General features: G+C 60.4%; 21 protein-coding genes. 7 read left to right on the forward strand and 14 right to left on the reverse strand.

The genetic code is table 11. The features are described from left to right. Nucleotides 1-18 precede the first annotated feature (18 nt). Nucleotides 19-1,437 (reverse strand): rhamnulokinase, encoded by a 1,419-nt coding sequence (locus tag FFM53_RS09920; RefSeq protein ID WP_138388122.1) that lies wholly within the window; start codon nucleotides 1,435-1,437, stop codon nucleotides 19-21. 319 nt (nucleotides 1,438-1,756) lie between these two features. On the opposite strand from FFM53_RS09920, the gene FFM53_RS09925 reads away from it, so the two are divergent. Next, complete coding sequence (locus tag FFM53_RS09925) at nucleotides 1,757-2,776, forward strand: LacI family DNA-binding transcriptional regulator (RefSeq protein WP_138388123.1); 1,020 nt, start codon at nucleotides 1,757-1,759, stop codon at nucleotides 2,774-2,776. Nucleotides 2,777-2,791: 15 nt separating this feature from the next. Here the strand turns inward: FFM53_RS09925 and FFM53_RS09930 are convergent, their stop codons facing one another. From FFM53_RS09930 to FFM53_RS09985, 12 genes are all read right to left on the reverse strand, one after another. Then, entirely contained in the window at nucleotides 2,792-3,802 is a 1,011-nt protein-coding gene (locus FFM53_RS09930; protein ID WP_138388124.1) for a zinc-dependent alcohol dehydrogenase family protein, read from the reverse strand. Nucleotides 3,803-3,891: 89 nt separating this feature from the next. After that, nucleotides 3,892-4,680 carry an L-iditol 2-dehydrogenase gene (locus FFM53_RS09935; RefSeq protein ID WP_138388125.1) on the reverse strand — a complete coding sequence of 263 codons (789 nt, stop codon included), beginning with the start codon at nucleotides 4,678-4,680 and terminating at the stop codon, nucleotides 3,892-3,894. 131 nt (nucleotides 4,681-4,811) lie between these two features. Continuing rightward, nucleotides 4,812-5,870, reverse strand: a complete 1,059-nt coding sequence (locus tag FFM53_RS09940) for a carbohydrate kinase family protein (RefSeq protein WP_138388126.1) — start codon at nucleotides 5,868-5,870, stop codon at nucleotides 4,812-4,814. Beyond that, on the reverse strand, nucleotides 5,870-6,541 hold the full coding sequence (locus FFM53_RS09945; RefSeq protein ID WP_138388127.1) for a D-lyxose/D-mannose family sugar isomerase: 672 nt from the start codon (nucleotides 6,539-6,541) through the stop codon (nucleotides 5,870-5,872). Before FFM53_RS09945 ends, FFM53_RS09940 begins: the two co-directional genes overlap by 1 nt. Continuing rightward, a complete protein-coding gene (locus FFM53_RS09950) occupies nucleotides 6,541-7,695 on the reverse strand; it encodes a Gfo/Idh/MocA family protein (RefSeq protein ID WP_138388128.1) in 1,155 nt (384 codons plus the stop codon). Before FFM53_RS09950 ends, FFM53_RS09945 begins: the two co-directional genes overlap by 1 nt. Before the next feature lie 22 nt (nucleotides 7,696-7,717). Beyond that, nucleotides 7,718-8,542, reverse strand: coding sequence for a class I fructose-bisphosphate aldolase (locus tag FFM53_RS09955; protein WP_138388129.1), 825 nt, complete (start codon nucleotides 8,540-8,542; stop codon nucleotides 7,718-7,720). Between the two features lie 136 nt (nucleotides 8,543-8,678). Beyond that, complete coding sequence (locus FFM53_RS09960; protein WP_138388130.1) at nucleotides 8,679-9,452, reverse strand: SDR family NAD(P)-dependent oxidoreductase; 774 nt, start codon at nucleotides 9,450-9,452, stop codon at nucleotides 8,679-8,681. Nucleotides 9,453-9,463: 11 nt separating this feature from the next. Further along, a complete protein-coding gene (locus FFM53_RS09965) occupies nucleotides 9,464-10,189 on the reverse strand; it encodes an SDR family oxidoreductase (protein ID WP_138388131.1) in 726 nt (241 codons plus the stop codon). A 30-nt stretch (nucleotides 10,190-10,219) separates the two neighbouring features. Next, the gene (locus FFM53_RS09970; protein WP_138388559.1) at nucleotides 10,220-11,497 is read right to left on the reverse strand and encodes a D-tagatose-bisphosphate aldolase, class II, non-catalytic subunit; all 1,278 of its coding nucleotides are present in this window, start codon (nucleotides 11,495-11,497) and stop codon (nucleotides 10,220-10,222) included. Beyond that, on the reverse strand, nucleotides 11,497-12,474 hold the full coding sequence (locus FFM53_RS09975) for a tagatose kinase (RefSeq protein WP_138388132.1): 978 nt from the start codon (nucleotides 12,472-12,474) through the stop codon (nucleotides 11,497-11,499). The genes FFM53_RS09970 and FFM53_RS09975 overlap by 1 nt, the downstream gene beginning before the upstream one ends. 30 nt (nucleotides 12,475-12,504) lie before the next feature. Continuing rightward, nucleotides 12,505-13,731, reverse strand: a complete 1,227-nt coding sequence (locus FFM53_RS09980) for an ROK family transcriptional regulator (RefSeq protein WP_138388133.1) — start codon at nucleotides 13,729-13,731, stop codon at nucleotides 12,505-12,507. Nucleotides 13,732-13,793: 62 nt separating this feature from the next. Further along, complete coding sequence (locus FFM53_RS09985) at nucleotides 13,794-14,678, reverse strand: sugar phosphate isomerase/epimerase family protein (protein ID WP_138388560.1); 885 nt, start codon at nucleotides 14,676-14,678, stop codon at nucleotides 13,794-13,796. Nucleotides 14,679-14,975: 297 nt separating this feature from the next. Here FFM53_RS09985 and FFM53_RS09990 point away from each other — a divergent pair, with 297 nt between their 5' ends. From FFM53_RS09990 to FFM53_RS10015, 6 genes are all read left to right on the forward strand, one after another. Next, the gene (locus tag FFM53_RS09990) at nucleotides 14,976-16,409 is read left to right on the forward strand and encodes an extracellular solute-binding protein (RefSeq protein ID WP_064647819.1); all 1,434 of its coding nucleotides are present in this window, start codon (nucleotides 14,976-14,978) and stop codon (nucleotides 16,407-16,409) included. 97 nt (nucleotides 16,410-16,506) lie between these two features. Beyond that, nucleotides 16,507-17,382 (forward strand): carbohydrate ABC transporter permease, encoded by an 876-nt coding sequence (locus FFM53_RS09995; RefSeq protein ID WP_003545408.1) that lies wholly within the window; start codon nucleotides 16,507-16,509, stop codon nucleotides 17,380-17,382. Between the two features lie 4 nt (nucleotides 17,383-17,386). Then, nucleotides 17,387-18,223, forward strand: coding sequence for a carbohydrate ABC transporter permease (locus FFM53_RS10000; RefSeq protein WP_003556379.1), 837 nt, complete (start codon nucleotides 17,387-17,389; stop codon nucleotides 18,221-18,223). Nucleotides 18,224-18,227: 4 nt separating this feature from the next. Next, nucleotides 18,228-18,434, forward strand: coding sequence for a DUF2160 family membrane protein (locus FFM53_RS10005; protein WP_003556377.1), 207 nt, complete (start codon nucleotides 18,228-18,230; stop codon nucleotides 18,432-18,434). A 59-nt stretch (nucleotides 18,435-18,493) separates the two neighbouring features. Further along, entirely contained in the window at nucleotides 18,494-19,555 is a 1,062-nt protein-coding gene (locus FFM53_RS10010) for an ABC transporter ATP-binding protein (protein WP_017992891.1), read from the forward strand. An 11-nt stretch (nucleotides 19,556-19,566) separates the two neighbouring features. Continuing rightward, entirely contained in the window at nucleotides 19,567-20,292 is a 726-nt protein-coding gene (locus tag FFM53_RS10015) for an SDR family oxidoreductase (protein WP_138388134.1), read from the forward strand. Between the two features lie 3 nt (nucleotides 20,293-20,295). Here the strand turns inward: FFM53_RS10015 and FFM53_RS10020 are convergent, their stop codons facing one another. Further along, complete coding sequence (locus FFM53_RS10020; protein WP_064647809.1) at nucleotides 20,296-20,553, reverse strand: hypothetical protein; 258 nt, start codon at nucleotides 20,551-20,553, stop codon at nucleotides 20,296-20,298. Nucleotides 20,554-20,864: the final 311 nt, after the last annotated feature.

The following is a 20,864-nucleotide window of genomic DNA, read 5'->3' on the forward strand; positions in this document are numbered from 1 at the left end:
TTTAGGGAAAACCCATTGTTATTTCTGAGGATAGTAATTCAGGATATCGGCCGACTTTTCAATCACGATGCGAGCCGCTGCAAGGTTTTCGATCAAACCAAGGCCAATCAGCTGCATTGCGATATTTCCCCAAGCACTTGCTTCGATTGGTCCGACGGTGACAATGCGGCTGGTGCGGTTTGCTATCATTTGGCACAAAAGAGCGTCCTGGCCCCCGCCACCACAGATCCGAAGGCGGGCCACAGGCTCGTTCGTCTGCCGTTCGAGCGCCAAAAGACTTTCTGCAACGTCTTCAATCAACCCGCGGTAAACGGCAAGTGCGAGAGTGCCGAGGTCGTCATTGGTGCATCCAGCGAGTTCGGGGCAGGTGCGCGTCAAAGCGGCCACAATGTCGGGCGGATCGAAGAAAACTGGATCCGACGGATTGATCGAGGCTGACATCCCACGTGCGGAGGCAATCGTCGCAAGGTCTGACATTTCAGCGAAGCTGATCTCCTGCCCGACGCGCTCCGACCAGTGCGCACGAAGCTTTTGCAGCAGATGTAACCCATTCAAACTTCGTAAGAAAAGCTGACGACCTTCAATGCCACCTTCGTTCCCGAAACCGCTTAACCGGGCGTCCTCCGAAGTGATCGCCTGACGCACCTCGCGGCCGATGATTGACCATGAACCACAGATCAGGAATGCTTCCTGCGTACGTAGTGGAAGTCCGCATACTGCGCTTGCAGTGTCGTGGGCCGCGACAGAGATCACGGGAATTCGGTTGTGTAGTTGAAGTTCCAATTGGAGCTCTTCCCGAAGCCGGCCAAGGACCGTGCCTGGCTGCTTTAACGGTGGAAGCAGGCCGAGGGGGATGCCGGCGCTGCTGCAGATGGAACGATCCCATTTTCCGTCCAACGAGAGAAGGCCGGAGGTGTGCGCAAGCGTAAGGTCGCCGCCGACTGCCCCGGTCAGGTAATAATTGACGGCATCGGCGATCATCAGCACGCGCTGGCTGGTAACGATCACCGATGGATCTTCCTTGCCTGCGCTGAAAAGCTGATAGACCGTGTTGATTGGGAGAACCTGCGAACCGGTCCGTTCGAACATTTCACCGGGTGTCATGGGAAAGGCGTCATAGCCTCGCTGGGAACGGGGATGCCGGTAGTGGTGAGGCGCAGCTTGCAGCTTTCCAGAGGCGTCAACGAGAGCATAATCTACCCCCCAACTATCCACGCCGATGGAATCGATCTTCGCGCAACGCTCGAGTGCCAGCTGCAAGCCTTTCTTGATTTCCTCAAGCAAACGATTGAGGTCCCAGTGAGGTCCATCATCGAGGCGCATCTCTATCCCGGAGACCCGGTGAACCTCCGAAAGATCGATCTTTTGTCCGTCGAAACGGCCCAGCATCGCCCGCCCGCTGCCAGCGCCCAAATCAACTACGAGGCAATTGATCATTTTGCTTCTCTCAATAAATGGCTCGGACGCCCGCCAAAGCGACAGTATCAGACCGCAAACACAAACCAATCTTTATAAATGTGACTTTATGTGATTTTATTTTTGACTTGTATAGCGCCCCGGTTTGCGGTTTCGAAGCGACAGAAAAGTCTTCGAACAGCGGCGCGCTTGATGCGGCGTTCCGCGAGTGATCTAGTGGACTGACAAATGGAAGTGAACTTCAGCAGTCCGTCTGATGAATGTTCGACCGCTCCTGTGCTAGCGTCCTTTGCGCGTCTGAAAAGACGCGCGGCGCTGTAGAGAAAGAAAATGCGAGCACGTGACGACCAGCATCAGACATATCGCTAAACTTGCAGGAACATCGGTCTCTTCGGTCTCGCGCGTGCTCAACAACAGCGGCTATGCCTCACCTGAGCTCAGGGACCGGGTCGAGGCGGCTATCCGAACGCTGAACTACACGCCCAGCAAGGGCGCCCGTATGCTGCGCGGTGCACCAAGCCGGATGATCGGACTGATGCTGCCGTCGATTGAAGTGCCTTTCTTCGGCATCCTCGCCCATGCGATCGAACAGGAACTGTTTCAGCAGGGCTATCAGACGCTGATCTGCAGCACGGCGGAAAATATGGACCATGAGGTGCGCTACATCTCCATGCTGCTCGCCCAGCGCGTCGATGGCGTCATCGTGGCAAGCGCCTTCGGCAGCACCGAGCATTTCGGAGTGCTGCGTGACGCTCACATTCCAATCATCGCCATTGACCGCGAGTTGAGCGGCATCGCCGACGACGCTGTCATGGCCGATCACGAGGAAGGCGGACGGCTGATGGCGCGCCATCTGATCGACCTCGGCCACCGGGCGATCGCCATCGTCGGCGCGCCGGCACACAGCCAGCCTATCCAGCTTCGCCTGCAAGGCATCACGGCCGAGATGGCGAAAGATGGGATCGCACCCGCCATCGTGGCGATGGCAGAAGAGCACAGCTTTGCAGAGACCTACCGGCTGGCGCGCGAGCTGCTGGCGTCTCGACCTGAGGTCACCGCAATCATCGGCACGACCGATGTTTCGGCGATTGCCGCAATCCATGCCGTCCAGGATCGCGGATTTTCCGTTCCGGGCGACTATTCGGTCGTGGGCTTCGACGATCTGCCCGAGGCAGCCTACGTCTTTCCACGGCTGACAACGGTCGCACAGCCGATCCGCGATGTCGGGCGACAGGCAGCACGGCTGCTGGAAGCGCTGATCGACGAGCACCAAACGGGAGACGAATCTCGACAGGGCGCGATCGTAAAAGTGCCGGTCACGCTGATCGAGCGCGATTCCACCGGTCGCGTCCGCAACTGAGATGTGACCCCGATGCTAGGGCCGGACGATGACCTTGATCTCGCCTGGCAATGGCGCGTTGCCCACCACGTCGGCGACCTCCTCGAGACCGATGGTTTTGGTGACCAATGCGTCCAATTCCAACGCCCCGCTCGCGACCATTGCCGCAGCGCGCGAATGGGTGAAGGGGTTGAGGTAGGCCGGCCTGATATCGACTTCGTTTACGAGCAGATCGAAGGGCAGAACCGGCACCTCGACACCCGCCGGCGTCACCCCGAAAAGCACGAAGGCACCACCGCGCCGCGCCATTTTCAGACCGGTTTGAAGCGTCTCGCTGACGCCGGCGCATTCGATGACCACGTCGGCGCCGCCTTTGGTGAGTTCTCGAACGGAAGCGATTGTGTCTGAAGAAACCGGGTCGAAGGCGTGCGTCGCCCCCAGGCTCAGAGCGGTTTGGCGTCTCGATTGCTGCCGCGTAATCAAAATGATCTCAGCTGCCCCAGCCAGGCGGGCCAGTTGCACCATGAGCAGACCGATCACGCCCCCGCCGAGGATCGCGACGCTGTCGCCCGGACGGATCCTTGCCTTGTCGATCGCGTGGATACAACAGGCCAGCGGTTCACTGAAGGCGCCGTGAACGGGATCGAGGTCGGCCGGCAGGATGAAGGCCTGCGCGTGTGGCACCGCCACATATTCCGCAAAGCCGCCATCCCGTGTCACGCCGATGGCGGTCAAGCTCTCGCATAAGTTCGGCCGCGCCTGCGTGCAAGCCCGACAGATGCCGCAGGCGATATTGGGGTCGACCGTCACAAGCTCACCGCCGGTAAAGCGGGTAACGGTATCGCCGATCGCTTCGACTATGCCGCAGAATTCGTGGCCCAGCGTCACGGGGATCGCCGTCGGATACTCGCCCTTGTACATGTGGCGATCGGAACCACAGATGCCGGCCACTGCAATCCGGACAAGCAGCTCGCCTGGCCCGGCAACCGGTTTCTCAACGCTGCGCATGGTCAAAGACCCGATCGACTCCAAGCGTACAGCCCTCATTTCACTCCTCCCGACCTCAAGTTCGATTGCCTATTCGTGCTGATGAAGCCGCCCTGCTGGATGATGCGCCCGCGACGCGGCTCAAGCGCTCAGCTCATGACATTGCCGCCATCGACATTGTAGCACTGCGCCACGATGTATGCTGCATCGGGGCCGGCCAGGAAGGCTGCCATGGCCGCTTGTTCTTGGGGCGCGCCAAATCGTCCGGCGGGGACGGCGGCGGCCACGCGGCGCTTGACGTCGCCGGGTTTCAAGCCTTCGCGGCTGCCGAGTTTTGCATCAACGACGTCCCACATCGGTGTATCGACGACGCCGGGAGCGATGGCGTTGACGTTGATCCCATAACGGATCAGTTCCAGAGCGCAGCTTTGCGTGATGCTGATGACGGCCGCCTTGGAAGCGCAGTAAGCCACTGCCGGTCCTTCGCCCCGGCGCCCAGCCTGGGACGAGAAGTTGATGATGCGTCCACCTTCCCCTCTTTCCACCATGTGGCGGGCAACGGCCTGCGTCATGAAGATCAGGCCTTCGATATTGACCTGAAATACGCTCGCGGTCCGTTCCCGGGATATTTCCAGAATCGACTCGACGTCGTAAATGCCTGCGGCGTTGACCAGGATGTCGATCTTGCCGGCGGTTGATATAGTGAAGCGGACAGCTTCTTCGATGCTGTCCTGGCTGGTCACATCAAGCGCCACACCCCAGGCACCAGGGCCGATCGCTTCCGCCACCCGTGCGCATCGTTCACCGTCAAGGTCCGCCACGACAACCCTCGCGCCTTCGGCGGCGAAACGTTCGCATACCGCCTTGCCGATGCCGCTCGCTCCTCCTGTGACCAATGCCACCTTGCCGGAGAGCCGCGCCGTTTCCGCATATGTCATCGCACTGCCTCCGCGGTCGCGCCTAAATCGGCAAAGGTGCCGTGCGCGGCTGCCATAATGAATAGCTTCATGTTTGCTCCTCCCCTTTATAACGATAATCGGAGTCGCCCTCCTGGGGCGACGCCAATGGGCTAAGCGGTTTCCGGGTTCGTCTCCTGCGCCTCGCGAAGAAGGACAGACATGTCGGGGATGCCATCGGTGGCTGTCGCCCCCTTGAGGCAACGCGCAGCTGCGGCATGGGCGACGGCGCAGATATGCTCGACAGGCCAGTTTTCATGCAGGCCGTAGAGCACGGCGGCGCAGAAAGCGTCTCCTGCGCCGACGGTACTGACGATGTCATCGGGATCGACAGGTCGTGAACGCGTCATGATCGGGGAAGCGCCAGGCGCGAACCAGAAGCAGGTTTCCGGCGCATGGATGATCGCTCCCTTGGCGACACCAGCCGCAAGCAGCCGCTCGCCCGCTTCCAAAAGCCCCGCCTCGATCAAATCTCCCTTCGCATCGCGAACGGCAACGCCGGTTGCCCGCCCCGCTTCCATCTCGTTGATGATCAGATAATCGCAGAAAGGCAGAGCGACACCGACCTTGGCCGCAAATTCCGGGTCTTCGCTCGAGACGAAATCCACGCAGGTCGTAAGCCCGGCGCGACGCGCGGCCTCCAGCAGGCGCGATGCTCCCGAACGGCCGTCGGATCCGATGCCGTCGAGACCCGGCAACAGCATGAGATAACCGAGATAGAACAGCCGATAGCCGGCCTTGGCGAAGGCTGCGGGTGAGACGAGCTCATCCGTGACGGCATCGTTGGCGCCGCCATGATAGAAGAAGGTTCGATTCTGACCGGGCACATTCATGACATGCGTATGCGCCGTCACCCGGTCGGCAAGCGCTGTCAGCCCAGCGACATCGACGCCGGCAGGTGCAAGGCGGGCCTTGACGATCTCTCCGTCCTGATCAGCGCCGATGCATCCCGCCGCCGCCAGCTTTCCGGGAAATCCGAGCGAGGCCAGGTCGGTGACGACATTGGCCGCCCCGCCGCCCACGCCCAGATCCTGGTGCAGGATATGGGCGAGATTGCCCTGTTCGGGCCAATAGGACAGGGTGTGGACGCGATCGACGATGAAGTTTCCCGCGCAGACGATGCCGCCCTGCTTCCGACTGTCGCGATCGTCAACCCCCTCCCCGGCTCGCATCAGCTGGCTCCTTCGTTCCACAAGGGTCTCAGCGGCGGCTCGTCTTCCTCGATCGCAGCAAAGCGCCCGATCGGCTCCAGAAAGAAATTATCGCTGTTGTCGTCGTTGATCTGGCTGACCTCGCCGACCAGGACAGGTCCGGCCGCTTTCCTGCCGTAAAAGCGATGGTAAAGCCCGGTGCGGATCGTCACGCTTTGGCCAGGCTCAAGAACCAGCGGCTCCCATGCAGCGAGCCGGTGCGGCAGCCCGTCTACCGGAACCGTCACATCCTCCGTCAGAACATTGCCATCGGCATCGGTTGCGGCGAATTCGATGACGAGATCGCCACCGGCGCGATTGATGATGTCTTCCATCTTCGCCGCATGACGGTGCGTCGGCGTGAGCTGCCCTTCCTCGACGAAGAGCAGCTTTTCGGCATAGGTCCGCTCACCCTCGATATCAACGATGCCATTGCGCAGGCAGAACAGCACGAGGCCGCATTCGGCGAACCGGTCCGAGCCGAAATCAGTGACATCCCAACCCAGCTGATGGGCGCGCAAATAGGCTGAAGCCTCGGGATGAGTGGCAAAATCCGCCGCCGTCCAATATCCCCATGCCGGCAGGGACCAGTGCCAGCGCTCGAGGGTCTCGGTTGCCCGCAGCAAGGCGGCGTTGATCACAGAGCGCTGCATCAGACGGATGCCCCGTCATACGCGACCGGTACCACGACGTCCTCGCGGCCGGATTTGAGGGCTGCCGTCAGGACCGCATGATGCGCCTGCGCTTCCGCCGGCGTCGCGCAGCCGAAACCGTTGGCGTTGCCGCCGGCAAGCTCATCGACGAAGGCCGCCCACATCTGCTGTATGGCGTCGGCAAAACCGAATTCGAAGATCTTGCCTGTAATGGCTGGAAACAGCGAGCCATAGCCGAGATCCTCGGTGCTCCAGGCCTGCGCACCGCCATTATAATCCATCCACTGCCACTGACGCGGCGACTTCGTGCTGAAGAATGCGCTTTTCTTCATGCCGAGAACCCTGATGTACCAGGTGTTGGATTCGCCGGGCGCGATACGCCAGGTTTTCAGCACCATCGGGAAATCCTGATCACCCGTGCGCACACGGCTGCTGATCGTGGCGTTGTCCCAGGTGGTGCAAGGCAGCATGCCGCCCTTGCCGTCAGGACGTTCGGTGACTTTTTTGACCAGTTGCGCATGCAGGGTCTTCGGGCGCCAGCCGAGACGCAGCGGCACGTGCAGCACATGCATGCCGAGATCGCCCATGCAGCCATAGTCGCCATTGATATCGGCCATGCGCTTCCAGTTGATCGGCTTCTGCCGGTCGATATCCGAAGAGTGCAGGAAACCCGCCTCGACTTCGAGAATATCCCCCATCTCGCCGCTTTTTGCCAGCGCGATGACCTTCTGTGCGCCGGGGAAGAACGGCATCTCCGACGAGCAGCGGACCAGGAGTTCGGGATGCTCGGCAAGAGCCGCCATGATTTCCCGGTTCTGCGCGGCGTCCATGCCGAAGGGCTTTTCGCCGAGAAGATGTTTTCCGGCCTTCAGGATGTCGATGTAGAATTGCTGGTGCAGCACATGCGGGACAGCGCAATAGACCGCATCGACCTCGGGATTGGCCAGAAGCGCCTTATAGTCGGCGGTCACTTGCCGAACGCTCGGCACATGATCCTTGAACCAGTCGAGCAGCGTCGTGTTGGTGTCGCAGACGGCGACGATTTCCGGTCGCGCCTTGACATCGGCCAGATGCAGCCAGCGCGCCGCAGCACTCGCGAATTCGCGCCCCATCAGACCGCAGCCGATGACGCCGAAGCGGAATATTTTCGTCATGACATCTCCTCCCAGACGCGCGTCAGCCAATATGCAGCGAGGCTTGCTCGACAGAAGCCTTGTCATGGACAATCGCCATCAAGGCCCGCGTCATGCCGCCGGGATTGTTGTGTTGGATGACGTTGCGGCCATAAACGATGCCACGGGCGCCCTGCTCCATCAACTGCTTGGTGCGGATCAGGATTTCCTGATCCGAAACGCGGCCGCCGCCGCGCACCAGCACCGGCAGACCTTGGGCGATCTCGACCACGCGATGATATTCCTCGACATTGTCGCAGGGGTCGGCCTTGATGATATCGGCGCCGAGTTCGGCCGCCTGGCGCACCAGCGGCAGGATCTTGTCGATCGTGCCATCGACCATGTAGGCGCCCTTGGAATTGTCCTGCATGACAAGCGGCTCGACCATCAGCGGCATGCCGTAGATCTCGCATTCGCGCTTCAGGCTGTTCACATTGCGCACGCAGGCGCGGTAGACTTCCGGCTGGTCCGGCAGCATCAAGAGATTGACGACGACACAGGCAGCATCCAACGCGACGCCCTGTTCCACCGCCCTGTCGATCATTTCGGAAAACAGCTGAGACGGAAGGGGATTGCCATAGATGTTGGCGATGTCGGTGCGCAGCACCAGTGCCGGACGATGCTTGCCGGGAATAGCCTGCAGAAGGGGTGCCGTCCCCGGCGGCAGCTGAATGGCATCCGGCGCCGCGTTCGCGATCACCTCGATGGCCGTCTTCATGTTCTCGATGCCGGAAAGGAAGGTGCGTTCATTGAACATGCCGTGATCGATAGCAACGTCAAAACAGTTTCCAGACACGCCGAAAAGTCGGTTCAACCGCGCGGATTTCATCAGCTTCCTCCCAATATGGCAACGTTTCCACACCTGGATAAACGCAGCAGGAATGCGAGTCAAGATAATGTGGTAACGTTTCCATACTGGTTTCGAGGTGTGGACGAGGCGCTGCTCGCACCTCGTCCAGGAAGGACTACCAGCAGGTAAAACCTGCATCGACGTTGACGATCGCCCCGGTCATCAGGCTGGCGGCGCCCGATGCGAGGAAGAGGACGGCGCTGGCAACCTCCTCCGGCGTTCCCATTCTTCCCATCGGCGTGTCGGCGAGCCAGAGCGGGATACGCTCGCGATTGGCTTCGACGGCCACCACCATCGGTGTCTCGATATAGGTGGGCGCGACGGCATTTACCCTGATGCCGTGCTGTGCCCACTCGGCGGCCAACGAACGCGTGAGGTGATGGACCGCCGCCTTGGAGACGTTATAGGCCGTCTGAGGCTGAGGCCGGTTGCAGATGTGCCCCGACATCGAGCCGAGGTTGACGATGGCGCCGCGTTTCATCGAAATCATCGGACGACCAAAGGCGCGCGAGCACCAGAAGACGCCGTTGAGATTGACGTCCATCATGCGCAGCCAATCGGCGTCGATGAGATCCTGCGCCGGGATGCCGCTCTGGCCAATTCCGGCATTGTTCACCAGGATCGTCGCCGGCCGCCCGCCATCGGCGAGCTCAGTCGCGATCGCGTCCATTCGGGCCGCGTCGGTGACGTCGCCGACCCGGACTTCGACGTCGTAGCCTCTGTCGCGCAGCGCAAGCGCTTGTTCGGCGTCGGCCTCGCTGCGTTCGATGACAACGACGGCGGCGCCCGCCTCCGCCAGCGCCTCGGTGCAGCAGAGACCGATCGCACGCCCTCCGCCTGTGACCACCGCCCGTTCGCCGTCGAGGCGAAATTTCTGCTGGTAGCTCATTTCACGTCTCCTCAAATGTCAAAGGCGCTTGGAAGCACTACGATATCGCGGATGGTGACGTTGCGCGGCCGGGTCAGCATGAAGATGATCGCGTCAGCGACTTCCTTCGGCTCGATCAAGGCTCCGGCCTCCTTGGCCTTGCGAAGGTTTTCCTCCGGCCAATCCGCAAGCAAAGCGCTGATCACCGGGCCTGGAGAAACCGACCCCACACGAATGCCACTTTTCAGAAGCTGGCGTCGCATCGTCTGGACGAAGCACGTCATCGCCCATTTCGATGACGAATAGACCGGTTCCCATGGAATCGCCGAGTGTCCAGCAACGGAACTGGTGACGACAATGTCGCCAGTGCCACGTTCGATCATGTGCGGAATGACGCTTCGAACGTTCTTGATGACGACGTTGACATTGAGATTGAGCATCCGATCGATGGTATCGAGGTCGGTTTCCATCAGGTCGCCGCCGATATAGGTGCCTGCATTGGCATGCAGGATATCGAGCTTGCCCGTCTTCGACAGGATGCCCTCAAGCAATCCCGCACACTCGCCCGGATCCAGCAAGTTGATCTTGAGCGGAATAGCGCGCTCGCCAAGCCGGGCACAAACTGTCTCAAGGGCCTTATCATCGCGATCCACCAGCACGACCGTCGCGCCAGCGGCGAGCATTGCCTCCGTCGAAGCGAGTCCTATTCCGGATGCTGCGCCCGTGACCGCCGCGATCTTCCCATTCAATTCCGTCATCGATTTTTCCTCCTGTCTTGATTCTGATTGCTAATTATTCCCGACGCCGCAGGCGGCGTGATAGTCCGCAAGACTCTTCGTCACCCTCCAGATCAAAACCTGTTCCGGATCGAGCGGCGCATCTGCGAATTCCTGTGCGGCCGGCATGTGCTGCCAAAACAAGGGCAGCGGTACGGTTTGCCCTCGAAGGGCCTCGCACAGCTGCCGGACGGCATCTTGGGCTTCAGCCGACGCCCAATAATAGCGAATGCGGTCAGACAGCGAGTAATGACGCAGCCAGCGCATCTCGGCGTTTGTGCCGTGGTAGTGGCGGCTCCAGTTGCCCGGCTGATCAAGCATCAGCGCTTCCATCGCCGCATAGAGCGGACGCTGGCCGTAATCGGGCAAGAGGTCCGACGCGATCGCATCCAGCGCGTAGAGCGCTTCGCGCAGGACGAAGGTCAGCTCGGGACCGACCTTCAGAATGGGAAACCCATCTCCCACCAGCGCGGTCAACGGCCGAGTCCCCTGATAATCCGTCGAGTGAGCCTCGAAGACGAACTGCGGCTCCTTGGTGAGCACCGATTTCAGCGCGTCTATCTTGCTCCGATCATACAGGATGACATTCTGATTGCCGAACTCGACACCCGGCTGAACGACCAGACCGATCGCCCGTCCAAACGCTTGGTCGAGTCCGGCCTGCGCAAAGATCCGGCGGTGGACTTCGATCGTCTTCAGCGCCGCTGCGGCAGCCGTCGGTTCGATGGTTGTCAGGGCATGATCGGCCCCGCCTGGCGGCGGCACTTCCGTGCCGATGACGTAAACCGGCATTGCGCCGCCAGCCCTCTTCGCCGAGGCCTCGGCGACCGCCGCAAGCCGGGCGGCGCGATGGGCCGTGGTTTCGTCATCGAGCGCCACCGGCTCGCCCTTGCAGCCCATCGAGGCATCGAGGTGAATCTTGCGGAATCCGGCCTCGACATAGGCGGCAACCATCTTCTCCGCCTCGGCCATGGCCTCTTCCGCAGGGCGGTCGCGCCAGGGATTGGGGCCGAGATGGTCACCGCCGAGAAGGATGAGATTTTCGGGACACCCCTCCTCCGCCGCGATCTTCATCACGAGGGACGCGAAGTCGCTTGGTGTCATTCCGGTGTAGCCGCCGAGGTGATTGACCTGGTTGCAGGTCGCTTCGATCAGGACTGTGCTCTCCTGTTGCCGCCCGTGTCGGAGTGCTGCCCGAAGCACGATCGGATGGGCCGAGCATACGGAGGTCACGCCCCTCGTGTGGCCTTCGATCCTCAGCCTGGCCAGTTCGTTGAGATGCACCTGCATCACGGGCGCCTTTCCGTTGAAGCGATGAACGCATCGAGTTCCTGCTGAGTGCCGGCACCTTCCATCGGACCGAGGACCGTCACGTTGCGGGCGCCAGCGGCCGAGCCGTAGGTCAGAGCTTGCTGCGGAGACATTCCGAGCCGCCGGCAGGTAAGATACGCACCGCCGAAGCAGTCGCCGGCGCCCGTGGGGTCGACCTCTTGAACGACAAATGCCGGAGCGTCGATGCGGTCTCCTTGCCTGCCGAAATAGGTCGCGCCGTCGGCTCCGCGCTTCAGCACGATCTCCTTGACGCCCATCTCGAACAAGCGGCGGATCGCTTCTGCCTCGCCTTCGACGCCGGCGGCACGCTCAAGCTCCTCTCCGGACGGCAGAAGCAGATCGGCGGCAGCGACAAGCTTGGAAAAGCGGCGCTCGGTGTCCTCGTTCAGCTTCAATTCCTTGCGAATGTTTGGATCCACCGAGAGCGTTCCCCCGCGCGCCTTGACGATGTCGACGGCCTTGTCGATCACTTCGCGCGCACTGGGGACCGACAGAGCGGAACCCATCACGTGAAGATGGCCGCTCCGATTGATGAGATCGCCGACCGCTTGAGACCAGCCGAAGCGCGCAGCTGCTGATGTGGCGATGTTGTAGACGAAATCCCGGGAGCCATCCTTGCGATAGCGGACAAAGGCGCTTCCCGTGGGATAGTCCGGATCGATCGAGATCGTCGAAACATCGACGCCGTCGCGTTTGAGGCGATCGGTATTGACACGGCCGAAATCATCGTCGCCGACGGCGCCGACCATTGCGGCCTTGCCGCCGAGGCGGCCACATTGCGAGATGAAGATCGCCGGCGCTCCGCTCGCGAACGGACCGACGAGCGGCTGGGCTTTAAGAAAACCGTCTCCGACCGTCGTGGCGACGATCTCGACGAGGATCTCCCCTACGCAAACCGTGGGACCAAGCTGGTCCGGAGCCAGTACTGAGGTCATTTGCAATCCTGCTTTCGATAGTTCTTGTCGTCAACTCGTCGCCGATTGGACCGGCGCACCGTCCTCGCTGCCGAACTCCTCGCTCTCCAATGACAGAAAGCGCTGGTGCAACATGCATGCCGCTCCGAAGGCGGAGCCGAACTCCGCATCATCGTCCACGACAATCTCAGGCATGGGGAAAGGTATACTCTGGCCCTCCGACATGTGAACCGCCACGCGGGCGGCCACCATCGGGTAGAGAGACGCCACGGAGCCCCCCAGCACGATCCTGTCCGGGTCGAGCAGACGACAGGCCTGCAGCAATGCATATGCGAGATGGCGCGACCAGGTTTCGGCGATATTGACCGCGGCCGGGACACGGTCATGAACGTCGCCAAGGAATTCCTGCAGATCGACGTGCTTACGTCCAATAGCCTCGCGATACTGCCTGATCAGCACTTCGCGACCGATCAGCTGTTCAAACTTCTGACCGCCGCTTCCCGGCACCAGAGTGTGGCCGATTTCGCCCGCCAGGCCGTGGCCGCCCCGGAACAGCTTGCCATCGATCATGATGCCGCCGCCGACGCCGGTTTCCATGAGCAGGAACAGGGTCACGCCTGAGACGCCGTGACGGTAGCTGTCGCCGATCGCAAACGCGTTGGCGTCGTTTTCAACCGCGATCGGGACAGCGGCCGGGACGGCGGCCAGGAAGGCAGATCGCCCAATCTCCTTCAACGACACCTCTCGCCAGCCGATGATGGGTGCGAGGGTGACAATTCCGTCCGGCCGGATGTGGGCCGGCGCCGATATGCCGAGACCCTTGCACCGTCCGATCATCCCTTTCGCCATCGCACTGACAATCAGCTCGACGCCCTGCGCCACGGCCGCCTCCACCGTCGAAGACGGTGTGTCGAACGCCATCTTCCGACATGCCCGAACTTCGGCGGAGAGATCAACAACTGCAGCCGATATATGCTCGACGCCAATCTCTATCCCGACGAAGAATGCGGCATCGGGAACCAGTTCAAGCATAATGCCTGGACGCCCGGCACGGGAAGGCTCCAAGCGCTGTTTGCCGCTCTCGTCCGACTCCTGAACGAACCCGCCTTCCGTCAACTCGGCGACGATCTCTCCCGAGGACGACCGATTCATCCCGAGCTTCCGGGCGAGATCGGCCCGGCTGAGGCTTCGGTGGGCATAGATCGTCTGCAAGGCGGCGACGATATTGTTCTGTCGGATCCTGCGCGGCGAACTTCCGATGGAGACGGTGTCGTTCATATTTCAATTCCCTTCAGTCGGCCCAACCCTTACACGACTGGAACAGGCTGTCAGAAGGATAATCAGGGCCGCGCGTTTGTGGCGCGGCGGCGCTTGGCCTCGTCATATTTCAGCTCGATGTAGCGCTTCGCGTGCGCCGCGAGCGGATCATTCTCCTCCCAGGTGTCGCGCCAGATGGCGCAGGCGAGCGACAGGCCTTCGTCCACGACCGTCGTCGAGAAGCTCTCGAACACGATGTCGCGCTTGTAGTCGATGTCGAGCAGGGCGTCGAAGATCAGATCGAAGTTGATGACGCCGTCTCCGAGGTAACCGCGGTTGCTCTCGCCGATGTGGAAGTAACCGATCTTGTCGCCGGCCAGGCGGATCGCGGCGGCCGGATTGGCTTCCTCGATATTCATGTGGAATGTGTCGAGGTGGAGACGGACATGCTCCGATCCGGTCTCGGCGATGAACTTCAGCCCCTGCGCCGCCGTATTCAGCAGGTTGGTCTCGAACCGGTTGACAACCTCCAGGACGAGGTCGACGTTCGCTTGTCTGGCGACTTCGGCGGTCGCGGCGATCGCGGCGACGCTGTTGTCCCAGCCCTTCTTCGTCGGCTGGCGATTGTACTTGGTATGCGCGGAATAGAGAATCCCGCCCAGCTTGTTGCCGCCGATATCACGGACCGCCCGAACGGCGTCGGCCAGCGTCTGCTTGCCGGCGGACACCGCAGAGGTATCCTCGCTCGATACGTCCTTGTCGAGCGGCAGACCCATCGTCACGCCAATCTCCACGTCAAGCGACTGCGCAAGTTTTGCCAGTCGATCGAGATTGAATTTCTCGGGGCGCAGATAGGCAAATTCGATGGTGCGATATCCGTGTTCGGCCGTCTTGTTGAGGGCCATTTCCAGCCCTTCCTGCGTTTGGCCGCCTGTCCATACAAATGAATGGATACCCAATCGACGCATAGCCTTTTCCTCCAAAAAATGCCTTTGGTTGCGCACAGTGCTATGCCATTTAGTTTGGCAAGACAACAAATAATTTTGGGTTAAAATCTTTTGCTGCTTTGCAAAATTACCTTGCAACGCAATATTTTAAGTCTTCGGACACCGCGTTCCGTCCTTCAACGGAAATTAGTTTCTGCAAAAATCAAAGGGATAGATCCACGATTTGCATGTTTAGACAACAAATGTTGCGTCGGTGGTTTTTTTGGCCTACACAAAAGGCCGGCGAAATGATCTCGCTGCACTTTGGGAGGATTGAAAATGAATTATGCTTTGAAGGCTAGCGCGCTTGCGCTGACGCTCAGCCTCGCCACTACCGCGTCGCCGGCCTGGGCTGACTTCTGGTCCGACGCCGGCGCCAAATTCAAGGGCGTGACACTGCATGGCGTCACCGAAAGCACGCCGCCATCGAACTACATCAGGAACGTGCTGGCTCCGGAATTCGAAAAGAAGACCGGCATCAAGGTCGACATCGAGACGACGTCCTGGGATCAGATGTACGACAAGGCCATCAAGGACATGGAAGCCAAGACCGGCATCTATGACATGGTCTACATCGAGCAGGACATCATCTACTCCTATCTCGCCAGGAATTTCCTCGTCGACATCACGAAGACGCTGAAAGACCAGCCGGATCTCAAGGCGCCGACCTACGACGACGCCAACTTCACCAGCTTTGCCGACTACTTCAAGGACGCGAGCGGCGATCTCTTCGGCGTTCCGATGGAAGCCTTCCTGAAGGCGTATCTCTATCGCAAGGACCTCTTCGACGATCCGAAGATCAAGGAAGCCTTCAAGAAGGAAACCGGCAAGGACTTGAAGCCGGCGACCACACACGCGGAATACACCGAGATCGCCGACTTCTTCACGAAGTACGGCAAGGACAACGGTATGGAGCTCTGGGGCACCACCGCTCAGGCACATACAGGCCATCCGGCGTCCTGGTATGAATTCTTCGAGTCCATCGCGCCGACCTTCGGCGTCTACAATTGGGGCATCGACGCCAAGAACAACTATGCGGCGACGGTCGAACATGGCGGCGCGATGAACGGCGACAAGGCAAAGGCCGCGTTGAAGTACTGGCTGCACCTGCGCGACATCGCTCCTCCGGAATCGACGCAGTCAACCTGGACGGAAACTGCAACGACGTTTGCCGCAGGCCGTGTCGCCCAGGGACTGATCTACGGTGAGAACGCCGCGTGGATCGCAAGTGATCCGGCGCAGTCGAAGGTGGTCGGCCAGGTCGGTTTCGCTCTGCCGCCGCTCGAGCCGGGCGTGCTGGACGACGCGAAAGCCGGAAAGGGTTATATCGGCTATTACGATGGCGGTGCCTTCGGCGTGCCGGTCACGTCCAAGAACAAGGAAGCGTCGCTGCTGTTCCTCGAATTCATCGGTCAGAACGAAGTGCAGCCCGATTGGGCCATCGCCGCACCGCGCATCACCAATACGGCGACGTTCGACGATCCGAAGGTGAAGGAGATGGACGTCAAGCTCGGCGGCTTCTACACAATGCTGAAGGACGACGGCAAGCTCTTCGCCGGCGCTCCCCCCTACCCCTTCCATGCGCAGGTGCGTGAAGCGACCGCTCCTATCTTCTACGACATCCTGACCGGCAAGATCGGGCCCGATGAAGGCCTCGACCAGATGGCGGCCAAGGCCGAAGAAGAGCTCACCTCGCTCGGCTATCGCAAATAAAACATCCTCCCCAACTTGACGGGTCGTTCCGACGACCCGTCATCTTCCGTTCCCAGATGGAGCGGACGTCCACATAACGTTCAATGGGGGATAGGCGATGCATTCGCAGAAGCTCGGGTGGCTGTTGCTGTCACCGACCATAGTGATCCTCGGACTGTTCGGGATCTTTCCTTTCATCTACGTCCTCTGGGTCTCTTTCCATTCATGGAACCCGTTCGCGGCCAATCCCGGCATGATCTTCAACTGGGCTGAGAACTATCGGCGGCTCGTCTTCGACCCGCAGTTCCTGGCATCGCTCGGCATAACCCTGACATTCGTCTTCTTCGCGGTCGTGTCGGAACTGGTCCTCGGCTACATCCTCGCCCAAGCGCTGCTCAAGGACTTCCCCGGAAAAGCGGTGTTTCGCACGATCCATACGCTGCCGCTGATCATGGCGCCGATCATTGTCGGCTCCGTCTGGAAGCTGATGACCACCCCGTCGATCGGCATCATTCCCTATCTCCTGAGGAGCTGGTTCGGCTACGATCTGAATATCGGCCAGAGCGCCGTCGCGGCCTTCACCGTCACTGTCATCATGGACATCTGGCACTGGACGCCGCTCGTCACCCTCTCGCTAATCGCCGCACTCGTCTCGCTTCCATCAGACCCGTTCGAGCAGGCGCAGATCGACGGCGCCGGCAAAAGCCAGATCTTCTGGCACATCACGCTCCCCCTGATCCGCCCGGCCCTGCTCGCCACGGTGTTCATCAGGCTTATGGACGCGCTGCGCACCGTCGACGAAGTCCTGATGCTGACCGGCGGCGGTCCGGGTTCTTCGACGCGCTACATCGGCGTCCATATCTTCAGGGAAGTCTTTCCCAAGACGAATTACGGCTACGGTTCGGCGATCTCCGTCATCGTCCTCTATCTCACCATCGTCGTCTGCTGGCTGCTCTATGTCGGCTTGATTGCGCCCCGCGTGAAGAGAGGTTGAAGCGATGAAGACCCGTTTTCCCTGGCTTCCGGTCGTCCTGTGGACCTTGATAAGCCTCGCGACCCTTTTCCCGATCTACTGGCTCTTCGTCATATCGGTGAAACAGCCGTTCGACCTGTTTTCGACGCCCGATGTCATTCTCCGGAGCTTCTTCTGGAAGAACTACCAGGACGTGCTGACCAATCCGACCTTGCGCGGATACATGCTCAACTCGATGATCATTTCGTCGGGCAACGCGCTGCTCGTCACCACGCTCGGCTTCCTTGCCTGCTACGCCCTGACGCGCTTCGACCTCGCCGGCAAGGAAAGCATCTTCTTCTGGACGATCACCAACCGCATGGCGCCGCCGGCGGTCTTCCTGCTGCCGCTTTTCCTGCTGCTGACGCAGGTCTACAGGATCGGCGACTTCTCGCTCGCCGATTCCAAGCTGGGCATGATCCTGGTCTACTGCTCCTTCAACCTTCCTTTCGCCATCTGGACGCTGCGCCCGACCGTGGAAGGCATTCCGAAGGAATTGGACGAGGCGGCCTATATGGACGGCGCGAGCCCATGGACCGTCCTCTATGATATCATCTTTCCTTTGGCACGGCCCGGACTTGCGGTGACGCTGATCCTGACCTGGGTGTTTGCGTGGAACGAATATCTGCTGGCGGCGACGCTTACCAACTTCCATGCGCGGACACTCACCACCGGCCTGTCGGAATATGTGACGACGACGGGGACGGCCTGGGGCATCATGGCCGCGATCTCAATGCTGACATTGGTTCCGGCGCTCATCGTCTTTTCAGTAGTCCAGCGTCACATCGTCGCCGGCCTGACCTTCGGCGCCGTGAAAGGATGAAACGATGACGTCTCAATCAGGAAACAACGAACGCAAGCCGGGATTTCTGCCGATCGAAACGAACTGGTTCGACCGGCTCTTCATCTCGATCGTGATCTGGGTCGCGCTCTCCCTGTTCTGGATGCGGTTCATCGAGCCGTTCGGGCCTTCGGTATGGTTTGCGGCGGCAATCTCGGCAGTCCTTGGCGCCTATGTCGTCTGGAAGGGATGAGCCGATGAATTCCGTCAACAACACCAAAACACAAGCCTTGCTGCTTTAGGAGAACGACATTGGCAAACGTACAGGTTAGCGACGTCACCAAGAAGTATGGCTCTCTTCAGGTCATGCATGGCGTCAGCGTCGACATCGAGGACGGCGAATTCGTCGTTCTGGTCGGTCCCTCCGGATGCGGCAAGTCCACCCTGCTCCGGATGATCGCCGGGCTGGAGACGGTCAGCAGCGGAGACATCCGGATCGGCGGCCGTGTCGTCACCGACGCTCCTCCAAAGGAGCGTGACATCGCGATGGTCTTCCAGAGCTACGCGCTCTATCCCCACAAGACCGTCGCGGAGAATATGGGCTTTCCGCTGAAGATGGCCAAACGTCCGAAGGCCGAGATCGACGAGAAGGTCGGCAGGGCGGCCGAGATCCTCGATCTGACGCGTTATCTCGACCGCTATCCGAAGCAACTGTCGGGCGGACAGCGTCAACGCGTGGCGATGGGTCGTGCCATCGTCCGAGATCCGAAGGTCTTCCTGTTCGACGAGCCGTTGTCGAACCTCGACGCCAAGCTCCGCGTCACCATGCGCGTCGAGATCAAGGAGCTTCACCAGCGGCTGAAGACCACCACCGTCTACGTCACGCACGATCAGATCGAGGCGATGACGATGGCCAACAAGATCGTGGTGATGCGCGATGGTAGGGTCGAGCAGATCGGCAAGCCACTCGATCTCTACGACTTCCCCGTCAACCTCTTTGTCGCCGGCTTCATCGGCAGCCCATCGATGAACTTCCTTGAGGGCCGCATAGCCACCCGCGACGGCAGGAAGATCGTCGTCACCGACCAGGGCATCGCCCTTCCGATGGCGGACACAAATGCGGATGAAGGACGAGCCGTTACCTACGGCATACGACCGGAGCACATCACGATCGGCGAAGAAGGCGTTCCGGTCGAAGTCTCGGTGTTCGAGCCGACGGGTTCGGAGACGTTGATCTTCGGCCGCACCGGAGGCGTGCCGATCGACGCGCTGATCCGCGAGCGCATCGAGGTCGACCCCGGACGGACGATGTACTTCCACATCGATCCCCGACGTGCGCATATCTTCGATCGGGAAACAGGCCAGAGACTTTAGGAGATCGACCCATGGACTTCAGAGGAAAGACGGTGATCGTGACCGGTGCCGGCAAAGGCATCGGACGCGAAATTGTAAGGATGCTCGTCGAACGGGGTGCGCAGGTCGTCGCCCTGACCCGCAGTGCCGCCGACGTCGAAGCGCTGCGAGGGGAATTCGGCTGCCGGGCAATCCAAGTCGATCTCGCGGACGCCGATGCGACCAGAGAGGCTGTCATCGCTGCCCTTCCCGCAGATTTCCTCATCAACTGCGCCGGCACAACCGAGCTTCAGCCATTCCTGGAGACAACCGTCGAAGCATTCGATCGCCTTGTCGCGGTCAACACGCGTGCTCCGATGATCGTTGCCCAGGAATATGCCCGCTCGCTGATCAAGGAAGGCCGTCCAGGCGCCATCGTCAATGTCTCGTCGGTCGCATCCTTCGTCGGCATCCCCGACCACGCAGCCTATTGTGCATCGAAGGGTGGATTGGATGGCTTGACGCGCGTCATGGCAAAGGAGCTTGCGCCTCACGGCATCCGCGCAAACGGCGTCCACCCAACGGTGACGTTGACGCCAATGGCGGTGAAGGCATGGAGCGATCCCGAGAAGGCCGCGGGGATGATGAAGCGAATTCCGGTCGGTCGCTTCGCTGAGCCGGCAGACATTGCCGAGGTTGTTCTTTTCCTGCTGTCCGACCAGGCTGCCATGGTGAATGGCATATCGATGCCGGTGGACGGCGGCTACATGATTGCCTGAAGTTCAGGACGAACGTGTCGTACGAGCCTGCGATTGCAATAGGGGATGCGGCGAGGTTGACCGCCGCACCAAACGGCGCAGCTCATCCTGATCAACAAAATGATCCGTCACGCCAGCCTCTTTATCCGGATGGCTGAAGACAAGTCCGTCTGAATCCTCAAGCTTCAGAGCTTGCTCCGTATTCATGATCCCCAGTGCCTGGCGCTCGTATTCGGACTCAAGCGCCGCCTCGACGATGGCTTTTTTCTTGCGCATGTCCATTTCCTCCGTTGCTCAAATGGTAACGGACGGGCGGACTCGCGGTTCCCATCAGGGCATCACGATATGAGACCCATTGAAACGAATGCTCGCCGATAACATTGCCCGCCATCGCGCGGGCCGAACTGTTTTTATGCCCTCGCTGCGAGGTTTGGCGCTGCCACAGCATGGCACTATCGATCACCGCGCCGCCGGTGAGGCGGCAAGAACGGGCAGTCGTATGAGATTTGATGAACAACGCCGGCAAGATAGGCGGAGGAGCTGCGATCGTTTTGAGGGGTCTTTTTATTCGTCAAGCAGTTCCCGCAGCGAGA

The sequence above is a fragment of the Rhizobium indicum genome, from assembly GCF_005862305.2.
Taxonomy (GTDB): Bacteria; Pseudomonadota; Alphaproteobacteria; order Rhizobiales; family Rhizobiaceae; genus Rhizobium; species Rhizobium indicum.